Annotated in this window: 6 protein-coding genes; 2 read left to right on the top strand and 4 right to left on the bottom strand. The window is 74.3% G+C overall.

Features of this window, described 5'->3' with window-relative positions; all coding sequences use genetic code 11:
• The 4 genes from ACFYUY_RS38480 to ACFYUY_RS38465 all read right to left on the bottom strand — a co-directional run bounded on the left by ACFYUY_RS38480 (window position 1) and on the right by ACFYUY_RS38465 (window position 9,953).
• Window positions 1–2,823: an SdrD B-like domain-containing protein gene (locus tag ACFYUY_RS38480; protein WP_387907931.1), complete on the bottom strand. Its 2,823-nt coding sequence runs from the start codon at window positions 2,821–2,823 to the stop codon at window positions 1–3.
• Between the two features lie 445 nt (window positions 2,824–3,268).
• Window positions 3,269–6,043 (bottom strand): molybdopterin-dependent oxidoreductase, encoded by a 2,775-nt coding sequence (locus ACFYUY_RS38475; protein ID WP_387907928.1) that lies wholly within the window; start codon window positions 6,041–6,043, stop codon window positions 3,269–3,271.
• 441 nt (window positions 6,044–6,484) lie between these two features.
• Window positions 6,485–8,311: a hypothetical protein gene (locus ACFYUY_RS38470; RefSeq protein ID WP_387907926.1), complete on the bottom strand. Its 1,827-nt coding sequence runs from the start codon at window positions 8,309–8,311 to the stop codon at window positions 6,485–6,487.
• A 175-nt stretch (window positions 8,312–8,486) separates the two neighbouring features.
• On the bottom strand, window positions 8,487–9,953 hold the full coding sequence (locus ACFYUY_RS38465; protein ID WP_387907923.1) for a hypothetical protein: 1,467 nt from the start codon (window positions 9,951–9,953) through the stop codon (window positions 8,487–8,489).
• A gap of 301 nt (window positions 9,954–10,254) precedes the next feature.
• Between ACFYUY_RS38465 and ACFYUY_RS38460 the strand changes: the two genes are divergently transcribed.
• Both ACFYUY_RS38460 and ACFYUY_RS38455 read left to right on the top strand, forming a co-directional pair.
• A complete protein-coding gene (locus ACFYUY_RS38460; protein ID WP_360222619.1) occupies window positions 10,255–11,211 on the top strand; it encodes a hypothetical protein in 957 nt (318 codons plus the stop codon).
• Window positions 11,212–11,396: 185 nt separating this feature from the next.
• Window positions 11,397–12,923: an amino acid permease gene (locus tag ACFYUY_RS38455; RefSeq protein ID WP_360222616.1), complete on the top strand. Its 1,527-nt coding sequence runs from the start codon at window positions 11,397–11,399 to the stop codon at window positions 12,921–12,923.
• Window positions 12,924–13,071 lie beyond the last annotated feature (148 nt).

The raw sequence follows: 13,071 nt of genomic DNA, 5'->3' as shown, positions 1-13,071 counted from the left end.
CTACTGCCTCCCGGCCCTGCGCCTGCGGCTCGTCACCAGCAGCGCCGCACCGAGCACGGTGAGCGCCACGGCCGCGGCCGCGGCCATCGGGAGCGCCTGTCCGGCGCCGGTGCCGGGCAGCTGCCCGCCGGGGGCCGGGCGCGGCGGCGCCGGTGCCGGCGCGTCCGGCCCGCCCGGGGGCGCCGGCGGTGCCGGAGGCGTGGTCGTCGGCGCGGTCGGTGACGGCGTCGGCGACGATGTCGGTGACGGCGTCGAGCTCGGGGTGGGGGTCGGCGTCGGGGTGGGGATGAGCCGGTTCACGGCCGTCACCGAGACCCCGTCGTCGAGGTTGTCCGGGGTGAGCACCAACGGCCCGGCCACCGGGTTCTCCGGTGCGGCGTAGCCCGTCGGCGGGCTCAGTTCCTGCCAGTAGTACGTCCCCGGCGTGCCGCTGCCCTGGCAGAGGCCGTCCGCCCCGGTCGTGCACGGGTCGCCGACGGCGGTGTCGGGCTTCGCCCCGGTGCTCTGCAGTCCGTCGGTGCCGTTGCTCTCCCTCCACAGCTGGAACCGGGCGCCCGTCAGCGGCTTGCCGTCCTGGTCGTGCTTGACCAGGCGCAGCGCGCCCTCCTGGCGGCGGAAGCCGAAGTCGAAGGTGTGGTCGTTCTGGCCCGGGCCGCCGGTGGTGAGGGCACGTTCGGGGAACCTGCCCCCGGCGGGGACGACGCCCTTGGAGTCGACGAAGCGGTTGTCGCCGACGTCGTGGTCGGTCGGCACCCACTGGTACAGCGGGCCGCCCTTGGCGTAGTCGGCCGGATTGTCGAGCCGGATGGTGTACTTGGTCCGCGGTTTGAGGTCTCCCGGCACGTTGGAGCCGTCGAAGTAGTACTCGCCGCGCTCGGTCGTCCTCGTGGTGGCGACGAGCTTTCCGGCCTCGTCGTACAGGTTGACGGTCGCGCCGGGCACGGGCTTCTGGCCGGGGCCCTGGGTGCCCTTGCGCTCGGGGTCGTACCAGACCCGGTTGCCGATCTGCAGCGGCGCCTGGTCGCAGAGCACCTCGAGGTCGCCCATCGAGGCGCCCTTGCCGAACGGGGCGACCGCCCCGGCCGGGTTGAGCCGCAGGCCGAACTTCGGGTCCTGCTCGCCGGTGCGCCGGAGGAAGGAGGTGCCGTAGCCGAGGGCGGTGTGGTTGGGGTCGAAGGCGGAGACCGCGATGGTGCTCTCGACCCTGGACAGGGCCATGCCGGCGAACGCCGTGTTGCGGTGGCCGCCCCAGCTGGTGTCGAAGAAGCGGGTGCCGCGGGGGGCGAGGCCGCACCCGTTGTTGGTGTCCATCACGTACCCGCCGTTCGCCGGGCAGGCCTTGTCGAGGTCACCGCCCGACATGACGACGGCGGCGGATCCCGGCGTGGGGCCGGCCGGTGCGCGGTCGCCGAAGCGGTCGCGGAAGGCCAGCAGCATCGAGCCGTCGGTCTCGAAGGCGATCTCGCCCAGCTCCGGTTCGGGCTTGGCGATGGTGGAGTTGCCGCAGGGGCGGCCGTTCTGCTCGGTCGGGTAGGTGTCCGTCCAGGGGAACCAGCCCGCTCCGTCGCACGGCCCGCCGCCGACGGTGGACTGCCGCGGGTAGTCCAGCGGCTGGTCCAGCACCGCCTTGCCGAACACCCCGGTGGCGGGGTCGAACGGCAGGACCACGGCACGCAGGTCCGAGGTCTTCCCGGTGGACTCGCCCGAGCAGACGCCGCCCAGGTAGCCGGTGCCGTCCTGGAGGCCCAGGCCGAAGGGCCGCCAGTCCCCGGCCGCCGGGCAGCCCGGGTCCGGGATCCGGTGGACGGCGTCGGGCGCGGCCGCGGTCGCCCCGGTGGCGTCGTAGCGGTACAGGCTGCGGTCGTTGAGGTTGACGACGAAGAGGTTCCGGCCGTCGTCGGTGATCTTGATGCCGCCCAGGCTCTCCTTGCCGGGCACCCCCAGGAACGCGTCGTCGGTGCCCGTGCCGTGCCCGGTCGACCCGGCGTCGGGGACGGTCGTGAACAGCGTGGTGCGCTTCTGCACCGGGTCCGTGACGTAGATTCCGCCGGCTCCGCCGGGGCCGTAGGGCGTGGTGCGCTTCGCCGTCGCCGCCGAGAACACCCGCCGGTCCGCCTTGTTCCAGGCGATGCCGAACAGCGTGCCGGTGTCCGCGACGGTGGCGAGGTCCGTCACGTTGACGTCCACGCCGTCCTGGCCGCGCGCGCTGTAGGGGAACGACACCAGCGTGCGCTGCTCGCCGCCCTCCCTGGCCGCGGCCTGACAGGTCGTCACCAGGGGTGCGTTCTTCTGGCAGTAGTCGCCCGGGTTCCACAGTCCGGTGGTGTACGCCACCTTCCTGCCGCCGGTGAGGTCCACGAACTCCTCGTTGCTGCTGAGCCGGTTCGGCGCACCGTCCAGCCCCTGCCGCGAGGCGAAGGCCGGGAACAGCACGCCCGGCTTCGGATTCACCACCTGCACCCGGTACCTGCCGCCGGAGAGCTTCGTCCCGGCCGGTGCCAGCGTCACCGTCCCGTCGGCCGCGGTGACACCGTCGACGCCGGCACCGGCGTCGTCGGTGAGCGTCACCCGCACGCCCGCGATGCCCGGCTCCAGGGCCGGCGTCCACACTCCGCTGGTGTCCACGGCCCGCACGACGCGGACCGTCACCGCCCCCTCGTCGACCGCCCGCGGCGAGGCCGACGGGGCCGCCGCCAACAGGCAGGCGCCGATCCCGGCGACCGCCACCACGGCGCCGCCCACCGTGCGGCCGCCGGGAGCTCCCGCCCGTCGCCGGTCCGGGCCGCGTGCGATCCCGGATGTCCGCTCACTTGTCTCTGTCATCCCTGCTCTCATCGTCCAGCCTGGGCCTTCCGCCCGACCTCGTGAGGGAGTTCGTGAGTGGCGAAAAGCCGCCATTGTTAACGGGAGCTTAAAGGGGACCGGGACAAGTTCGCAGCAGAACTTGAACTTTGACGCATGCTCACGGGAGCGCGCGGCGGAGACCGCGCCGGAGGGGCGCACGGAATCCGCCGTGCGTTTCAACTCGTCTGCACCACGCACCACTTCCTCACCCCCGGCACCAGTGCGGGGCCGGCCTGGAAGCCGCACCACCCCGCCGGCCCCGGCCGGGGAGGACTGGGCCGGCGCGCCACCGGGCGGCGGGGGCACACGGGTTCGACACGTTCCGGCTCCAGGAAGGCGACATTTCGCTTGTCCGGATCAGGCCCGTCCCGCCCCGATCAGGCCCCTCCCGGCCGGCCGGGCAGGCCCGGTCCGGCCGTCCCGCTCAGGCCCGTCCGGGCGGGCCCGCCGCGCCCGCGCTCCTGCGGTGTTCGTCGAGCGCCTGCCACACCTTGTCGCGCAGGAACGGCGCCTCGGTGAAGCGGATGCCGGTGGCGTCCCGCAGCGCGTTGGCGAAGGCCGGCGGCACCGGGTTGAACGGGCTCTCCGACATCGACTTGGCGCCGAGCGGGCCGATGGCGTCGGAGGTGTCCGAGAAGTGCACCTCGGTGCGGGGCACGTCCGCGTACGCGGGCAGCCGGTAGCGGCGGAAGGCGGCCGTGGTGACCTCGCCGCGGTCGTCGACCAGCACCTGTTCGAAGAGGGTCGCGCCGAGCGCCTGGGCGACGCCGCCCTCGACCTGGCCGCGGCACTGCAGCGGGTTCATCACCTTCCCGGCGTCCGCGCCGTGGACGCTGCGCAGGATGCGGATCTCGCCGGTGTCCGGGTCGACGGCGATCCGGAACCACTGGGAGTTGAAGGCGATCGAGCGCGGCGAGCCGCCGAAGTGCCCGTCGGCGGCGAGCTCGACGCCCCGGCCGCGGGCGGCCTCGAAGACCTCCTTGAGGGGCACCGTGCGCCCGTCGCACTCGACGGCGTCGGCGGTGAGCCGCAGCAGGCTGCGCGGGGTGCGGGCGTACTCGGCGGTGAAGCTGAGGAGGAGTTCGGCGAGCGCGTTGGCGGCCTTCATCACCGCCTTGCCGGCGACGACGGTGCCGGCCGAGCCGAAGGCCCCGGTGTCGTGCCGGACGACGTCGGTGTCGGACTGCCGGATCGCGATCCGGTCCACCGTGGTGCCCAGCGCCCCGGCGGTGATCTGCTTGTGGACGGTGGTGGTGCCGTTGCCGAACTCGGCGGTGCCCACGGCGATGTCGTACGTGCCGTCCTCCAGCAGCTTCACCGTGGCGTCGGCGATGTGCCCGCCGGGCGGCCCGCAGGCGATCGCCGCCATGGCGAAGCCCTGACCCACCAGCCAGCCCTCGGGCGCCAGTTCGGCGCTGGTGTCGTCCGCGAGGGCGGTCCGCACGACCCCGAGGCACTGGTCCAGGCCGTAGCTGGCGATGTGGAGGTCCTCCTCCTCGCCGAGCGGGCCCTCCATGTGCTCACCGGGGCCGATGACGTTCCGCTCGCGCAGCACCAGCGGGTCGACGCCCAGGCGCCGGGCCAGCTCGTCCATCGCCGACTCGACGGCGAAGGTGACCTGGCCGAGCCCGTAGCCGCGGAACGCCCCGGCGGGCACGCCGTTGGTGTAGACGGAGTACGCGTCGACCTTCTTGTGCGGCGCCCGGTAGACGCCCATCGACTCGCCGACGCTGTGGAACATCACCGCCGGCCCGTGGTTGCCGTAGGCGCCGGTGTTGGAGACCACCCGGAACTGGATGGCGGTGAGCGTGCCGTCCGCCCTGGCGCCGAGCTTGACGGTGATCCGGAACGGGTGCCGGGTGGTGGCACCGTAGAACTGCTCGGCGCGGGTGAACTCCAGCTTCACCGGCCGGTGCAGCCGCATCGCGGCGAGCACCGCGATGTCCTCGGTGAGCATCTCCTGCTTGCCGCCGAAGCCGCCGCCGACCCGCCCGGCGACCACCCGGACCTTCTCCATCGGCAGGTCGTACAGGTCGCACAGCGCCCGCCGGGTGAGGAACGGCACCTGGGTGGAGGACCGCACCACGATCCGCTCCTCCCCCGCCCCCTCCGTCTCCTCGAAGTACACGACGCAGCCGTGGGTCTCCAGGCTGGCGTGCTGCACCCGCTGGGTGCGGAAGGTCTCCTCGTAGACGAGGTCCGCCTCGGCGAAGCCCCGGGCGACGTCGCCCGTTTCGCCGTGCGCCTCCCCGCAGACGTTGTTCTCGGCGCGGGCGATCCGCGACTCCGGGCCCTTGGGGTGGATCACCGGGGCGCCCGGCGCCATCGCCTCCTCCGGGTCGAGCACGTACGGGAGGACCTCGTACTCGACGGCGATCCGCCGGCACCCCTCCTCCGCGGCGCCCTCGCTCTCGGCGACCACCGCGGCGACCCGCTGACCGACGAAGCGCACCACGTCGTCCAGGACCCGGGTGTCGTCCGGGTCCTCGGTGGGGTGCTCGTGCCGGGCCGAGGAGTAGAGCTTGTCGGGGGCGTCCTCGTGGGTGAACACCGCGACCACCCCGGGCACCCGAAGGGCCGCCGCGGTGTCGATCGAGACGATCCGGGCGTGCGGGTGCGGGGAGCGCAGCAGCTTCATGTGCAGCAGGCCCTCGACGTCCAGGTCGAAGGTGTAGCGGGCGGTGCCGGTGACCACCTGCGGCCCGGCGGGGGCGCCGAGGCTGCGGCCCACGGCCTGGCCGGCGCACGGCGACTCGGTGTGCCGGACGCCGCGGATCGCGTCCTCGATCGCCCGGTAGCCGGTGCAGCGGCACAGGTTGCCCTTCAGCGCCCTCGGGAGGTCGGCCCGCTTGTCCTCGTCGAAGCCGGCGGCGGAGGTGGTCATCAGCATCCCGGCCGTGCAGAACCCGCACTGGAAGCCCTGGGCGTCCAGGAAGCGCTGCTGCATCGGGTGGAGCTCGCCGTCCCTGGCCAGCCCCTCGACCGTGGTGACGGCGCGGCCCTCGGCGCGAAGCGCCGGGTAGAGGCAGCTGTGCACCGGATCGCCGTCGACCTGGACGGTGCAGGCGCCGCAGTCGCCGGCGTCGCAGCCCTTCTTCACCCCGAACCAGCCGCGCTCGCGCAGATAGGTCCGCAGGCACTGGCCGGCTCTCGGCTCGGCGTCGAACTCCTCGCCGTTGACGCGGATGCGGAAGCTCATCGCCCGGCCTCCCCGGCCCGCTCCCGGCGGAGGTCCGTACGGCCCCGCTCCCCCGGCCGGGCGCTCCCCGGCCGTCCGGCCCCGCCACGCCGCGCGCCGCACGGGTCCACCACCGTGTTCAGGTCCACGTCCAACCACCGTCCTCGACCGTTCAGTACGGTGATTGAAGCAACGCCCCGGGGTGCGGACGAGTGGGCTCGGACACCAGCCCCGTCCGGCGGGACTGGACGATTCACCAGGTCGGCCGCCCTTGCAGGCGCGAGGGCGTCACGGGCAGTAGCCTCGCGGATGCGATGGGCAAGGGTCCGCGGGGCATGTGAACGCAAGGGCACTCGGGCATGCGGGCGCGAGGGCTCGCGGCGCAGCGGCCCGGAACGCGGCGACGCCACCGGCACGGCCCGCTCCCTGCGGGGGCGGTGCGCCGGTGGCGTCGTGACCGGTTCAGGAGTGCGCCGGCGCCGGCTCCTGGACGCGCCCCTGGAGGGCCCTGGAGAGGTCCGCCACGCAAGCCGCGAGCTGCCCGGTCGTCATCTGCCCCGGGTCACCCCCGCACCCGCCCGCCGGTGCGGTCGGCGGTGCGGTGGCGGGCGGGCCGGTCGGGGCGGGCCCGGTGGGAGTCGGCGCCGGCGCCGGCTGGCCGCCCGGCGGGGTGATGCTGCCGCCCAGCGACACCAGGTTGGGCGTCACGGTGGCGTCGCCGGACAGGTCGATGTAGTCCTGGGTCTGCCCGTTGAAGTCCACGAAGCCGCGCCACATGTCCCGGCCGAACGGGACGATCTCCTGCAGCGCGCCGCCCTGCCCGGCGCTGACGGTGATCGAGGTCTGCTGCGCCATGTACGTCACCATCCGGCTGGCCAGCACGTCCAGGTTGACCGCCGGGCTGTCGTCGCCCCGGACGTACACGTGCAGGTCGTTGAGGCCGCCGCCGGCGCGGTCCGCCTGGAGGACGGCGAACGCCACCACCAGCTGCGAGGAGCTGTCCCTCGGCACCAGCGGCGTGACGTAGTACAGGTGCCCGTCCGCCTTGGAGCGCAGCAGGAACTCGCCCGGGTTGACGGCGTTGGTCGCCGCCGAGGTGTGGGCGTAGCCGAAGCCGCGGTCGTCCTTGGCGCCGCGCCCGCCGAGCCACTGCACCTCGTGGATCTGCGACCGCACCACGGAGGCCGGGTAGACGGCGCCGGGGAGGTCGCCCGGTGCCACCTCCGCCCGGTAGGTGACGGCCGGGCGGCCGTCCGCGGAGCCGCGCAGCACCAGGACCCCGGCCGGGGCCAGCACCGTGCGCTGCTTCCAGCCGGTCTGCCGCGCCACCGAGATCACCACCACCGGCCGGGCCGTCCGCGGGTCGGCGCCGTCGCAGTAGCCCCAGATGTCCTGGTCGCTGTAGACGAGGTCCGGGAAGCGCTCAGCGAGCAGGTTGCGCAGGCTCACGGCGCCGGTGCCGTCGAAGGCCCGGCCGAACGCGTGGTCACCGCGGAACGCACAGGTCGCGACCGCGTTCGAGCGGCCGTCCCAGACGGCGACGCCCTCCATCGGCTGCTCGCCGGAGCCGTCCAGGACGGCCGTCCACACGCCGCCGCCCTTCGAGGCGTCGGGCAGGTAGTGCAGGCTGTGCCCCAGCAGGTGGATCCCGGAGGTCAGGCCGGCACTGTCGGTGAGCGCCTTGGTCGCCGCCGCGTAGGAGGCGGTGCGCGCCTCGAAGTCGAAGTCCGGCATCGGCGCGGTCTTCACGCAGGCGGGCACGTCCGCGGTGCCCACCAGGTCGCAGCGGTCGCCGTCGCCGGCCCGGGTGTGCTCGGTCACCGGCAGCACCGAGCGGGGCGTGCCCGCCCCGCCCGCCGGGATGTCGAGGACCGTCGCCGCCGCGTAGAAGCGGCCCTCGTCCTTGTCGTCGTCCCAGAGCCCGGTGCCCGCCCGCACCAGCGAGCCGACCAGGGCCAGCACCACCGCCGCCATCGTCAGGCGCACCCGCCAGCCGCCGAAGCCCGCACCGGACTCGGAGGCGACGTAGCCGACCGCGACGACGGTGCCGCACAGGCCCACCGCGAGCCAGAACCAGAACAGCGGCGCCGAGTCGAGCACGGAGCCGTGCGGGAAGAACTCCCTTTCCAGCAGCAGGACGTAGCTCTGGTCCTGCTGCCCGAACCCGCCGAACGCGAAGTGCTTGACCAGCCAGGCCAGCAGCGCGACGAGCGGCATCCACAGCCACCAGGCGGCCAGCGCGACGGCCCCGCCGCGCACCACGCTCCACCGGATGTCACGATCCTTCATACGCCCCCCATCCACTCCCCGCCGCCCGCACGGGACTTGGGCTCCCTGCGGCGGGCTCCGATCCTACGGGCCGGGCCGCCCCCGCCCGACGGGAGACCGCGATCCGGGGTCCTGCGTCCGCGCCCCGGTCACGCGGCTGGCGGCGCGGTCGTGCGGCCCGGCCGCGGGCCCCGCCTCACGGCCGGCGGGCGGACCCGGCGTACTGGCCGGAGCGCAGCGCCGCGCGGATCCGCTGGGCCACGGCGCCCGCCCGGGTGGGCGCCGACCCCTGGTCCGGCCGGTCCAGGCGGTCGGTCCGGTCGAGCCGGTCCAGCCGGTCGGCGAGGTGGTCGAGGACACCGGCCACCTGGGCGGACTGGACCCCGTCGGCGTGCCGCAGCGCCTGCTCCGCGGCCTGGCAGGCCTCGTCGGGGCGGCCGCTGCCGGCCTCGGCGAGGGCGAGCAGGCCGTAGCCGATCGCCTGGTCGACCACGCGGCCCGGGTCCCGGGCGGCGATGGCCAGCCGGGCGCAGTCGCGGGCCGCCCGGTGGTCGCCGAGGGCTAGCAGGCAGCGGAGTTCGCAGTCGGCGAGGTCGGCGGGGCCGAAGCCGCCGGTGCGGTCGGGGCCGTGCGGTTCGGGGGCCGGCTGGGCGGCGCGCCCAAGGCACCTGCGGACCTCGGCCAGTGCGCGCGCGGTGGCCGCCGGGTCGCGGCGGGCCGCGTACGCCCGGGCCTCGCTGGCGTGCAACGCGGCCCGGGCGTACGGGTCGTGGCCGACCGTGGCGGTCAGGGCGGCCCGGACGAGGTCCATCGTCGGCGGGTGGTCGCCGACCGTAAGGGACTGGTCGGCCAGGGCGGCCAGCGCGTGGGCGCCGACCAGTCGGTCGTCGGCGTGGTGCGCCATGAACAGGGCGAGGAGCTGGTAGCGGCGGGCCAGGCCGTAGAGGCCCTCGTCGAAGGCGTAGCGGCCGATGCCGAGGCAGGCCTCGGCGGTGGCGCCGAACAGCAGCCGCCCGACCGGCCCGGGGTAGCGCCCCGTCAGCAGCGGGCTGAGGCCGGTGTGCAGGTACTGCACCGCCGGCAGCCGGGCCGCCGCACCGCCGTGCCGCCCGGCGATCTGGTCGAAGGTCCGGCAGGTGGTGTGCACCCGGGTGACGTCGGCCGCGGTGACCAGCGGGCCGGCGCCGCGGCCCGGGGGAGGCGGCGGGGCGGGGGCGAGCAGCCAGTGCAGGGCGGGGCCGCTGAGCGCGCCGGCCGGGATCTCGACCCGGATGGCGCTGTGCTGGTCGAGGTCGCTGCTCCAGAGCCGTCGGGCGGCGGCCACCAGGTCGGCCGGCTCGTCGATGAACTCCGTCATCGTCGCGAGCAGGTCGCGGTGGCGGTTGGTCGGCATGCCGATGTCGGTGGTGCTGACGAGCCGTCCGAGGGCCAACGAGAGCGTCTCGGCGATCAGTTCGGGCGGCACGGCGCGGCTGCTCCGCCCGTCGAGCCAGCGCTGGACGCTGGTGTGGGTGCACTTGGCGTCGTGCCCGTGCCGGACCGCGGTCTCCCGGACCGACCGCGCGAACTGCTTGTTGGACAGGCCCGCCTGGTCGAGGAGGTCGGCGAGTTGCCAGTTGGGCCGCCTCTCCAGGGTGGTCGTTCCGGTGCGGCGACTGGTCATGGACCGGAACTGTAGGGCCGCCGCCACCCGCCGGGGGGCACGTTTGCCCGAACTTGGACCGACGACGGGCACGAGTGTGCCCGTCTCCCGTCGAGTGGACCCCCAGTGAGCCCTACCTGCGGCCTGTCCGTTTCTGATTTTCTACTTCCGCGCAGCGCGACGAACGGTTGACGCTTCGTATTCGCCCGCATGGACACACCCAACGGAAACCGCAGGCCCGGCACCGCCGCCGGGGCCGTCGGCGACCGTCGAAGGAAAAGAGCATCCGTGGCACCCGCACCAGCTCCGTCAGGGGTCCTCCGTGGCTAGGGGACCGGGACGCGACGCATCCTCGCTGGACGACCACCCGGCCCGGGACGACCGGGCGCTGCGCGCCGTGTGCGAGGACGCCGCGATGGGCCGCTGGGACGGCCCGCGCGACTTGATCGCGGCCACCGGCAGCGACTGGGACCGCCGTGTCTTCCGGCTGCAGGTGCTGGCCCGGCAGGGCGTGCGGCTGCGCTGGGTCGAGACCTGGATGGCGGCCGAGCCCGGCAACCCCGACGCGCTGGCGGCGCTGGCCCACGTCCGGTCGCTGCGGGTGATCCTGGCCGGCACCGACTCGGACCAGGCGTCCAGGGAGGCGGCCTGGCGCACCTGCCAGGAGGCGGCCGCCGCCGCGCCCGAGGACCCCTCGCCCTGGCTGGTGATGATGGCGCTGGTGCGCACCCTCGCCCCGGACTGGCCCGCGATGGCCGGGCTGTGGGAGGAGGTCCGCGACCGCGACCCCTACAACCGCGAGGGCTACCACGAGTTACTGGCCTACCTGATGCCCCGCGCCCAGGGCTCCACCACCGCCATGTTCAACTGGGCCCACGAGCAGGTGCACCAGGCTCCGCGCGGCACCCCGACACCGGTCCTGCTGCTGGTCGCCCAGGCCGAGTACCACCGGCACCGGACGGCCCAGGACCCGCGCCGGTTCGGGCCGACCGTCCACCCCTGGCTGGACTGCCCGGACATCGACCGGGTGCTGGAGCGGTGGTGGCACTACCGCGCCCCGCAACCGCACGCCAACTTCGCGGACGACGCCAACTACCTGGCGCACGCGCTCTGTTTCGCGGGGCGCCACGAGGAGGCGCTGGACGTGTTCGAGGAGATCGGCCCGTACGCCACGCGCCTGCCGTGGTCGTACTGCGGCGACGCCCGGGCCCTCTTCGTCAAGCACCGGGAGCGGGCGTACGCCTCGACCAAGACCTCGCGGTGGCGCCGGCGGTCCTGAGCCCCGGCCGGTCCGCCGTCCGGCCCGAGCACAGCCCGTCCACTCCGTACCCGGTACCCGGTACCCAGGCCCGTCCTCCCCCCACCCGCCCCGCGGTGCCCGCCCCGGACCAGCGTCCCGGGCCCGACAGTCCCTCCCTGCCCGCTTCCCCTCCGCGCACCTCCCCCCCTGGAAGGATCCTTGTCATGCCCCTGGAACCCGACGGCCTCTCCGACGAGGAACGACTCGCCCAACTCGGCTACACCCAGGTCCTGGCCCGCCGGATGTCCGGCTTCTCCAACTTCGCCGTCTCCTTCACCATCATCTCGGTGCTGTCCGGCTGCCTGACCCTCTACGGCTTCGGCCTGACCACCGGCGGCCCCGCCATGCTGACCTGGGGCTGGGTGCTGGTCGGCGCGATGACGCTGCTCGTCGGGCTCACCATGGCCGAGGTCTGCTCCTCCTACCCGACGTCCGCCGGCCTCTACTTCTGGGCGAAGGAGATGGCCCCGGCCCGTTCGGCCGCCGCCTGGGCCTGGTTCACCGGCTGGTTCAACGTGCTCGGCCAGGTCGCCGTCACCGCGGGCGTCGACTTCGGCGCGGCGACCTTCCTCAACGCCTACGCCGACCTGCAGTGGGGCTACGAGAGCACCCCGCAGCACACCATGATCCTCTTCGCCGGCATCCTGCTGCTGCACGGGGCCCTGAACACCTTCGGCGTCCGGGCGGTGGCGTTCCTCAACAGCGTCAGCGTCTGGTGGCACGTCGTCGGCGTGGCCGTGATCGTCGGCGTGCTGGCCATCGTCCCCGCCAAGCACCAGTCCGCGAGCTTCGTCTTCGGGCACTTCGCCAACGGCACCGGCTTCCAGAGCGGCTTCTACGTCGGCCTGCTGAGCCTGCTCGTCGCCCAGTACACCTTCACCGGGTACGACGCCTCGGCGCACATGACCGAGGAGACCAACAACGCGGCCGTGGCCGGGCCCCGCGGCATCGTGCGCTCGATCGCCCTGTCCTGGGTCGCCGGCTTCATCCTGATCGTCGGCCTCACCTTCGCCATCCAGGACTGGGACTCCACCGTCGGCACCGCCACCGGCGTGCCGCCCGCGCAGGTCTTCATCGACGCGATCGGCATCGGCGGCGCCAAGCTCCTGCTGCTGATCGTCATCGGCGCCCAGTTCTTCTGCGGCATGGCCTCGGTCACCGCCAACTCCCGCATGATCTACGCCTTCTCGCGCGACGGCGCGCTGCCCTTCAGCCGGGTGTGGCACACCATCAACCCGAAGACCCGCACGCCCACCAACGCCGTGTGGCTGGCCGTCGCGGGCGCCCTCGCCCTCGGCCTGCCGGACCTCATCAACACCACCGCCTACGCCGCGGTCACCTCGATCGCCACCATCGGCCTCTACATCGCCTACATCATCCCGACCTTCCTGCGGGTCCGTCAGGGCGACCGCTTCCAGCGCGGGCCGTGGCACCTGGGCCGCTGGAGCCGGCCGATCGGGATCGTCGCGGTGGTCTGGGTGGCGGTGATCACCGTGCTGTTCATGCTGCCGCAGGTCAGCCCGGTCACCGCGAAGAACTTCAACTACGCGCCGGTCGCCGTCGCGGTCGTCGTGGGCTTCGCGACCCTCTGGTGGCTGCTCTCGGCCCGCAGGTGGTTCCTCAAGCGCGACCACCCGCGCAACGCCTCCTACACCGGCGTGCAGCCGGCGGCCGAGCCCTTCCACTCCTGACCCGCACCGCTCCGCCGCTCCCCCGCTTCCCCGGGGGTGGGGGGGGCCCCCCCCCCCCCGGGGGGGCCCCCCCCCCCCCCCCCCCCGGGGCCCGCCGGCCCCGCCCCCCCCCCCCCCCCCCCCCCCCCCCCCCCCCCCCCCCCCCCTT

This window comes from Kitasatospora sp. NPDC004745, from assembly GCF_042873275.1.
Lineage (GTDB): Bacteria > Actinomycetota > Actinomycetes > Streptomycetales > Streptomycetaceae > Kitasatospora.
The sequence above is the reverse complement of the archived record's forward strand: the minus strand, read 5'-3'. Positions and strand labels throughout refer to the sequence as shown.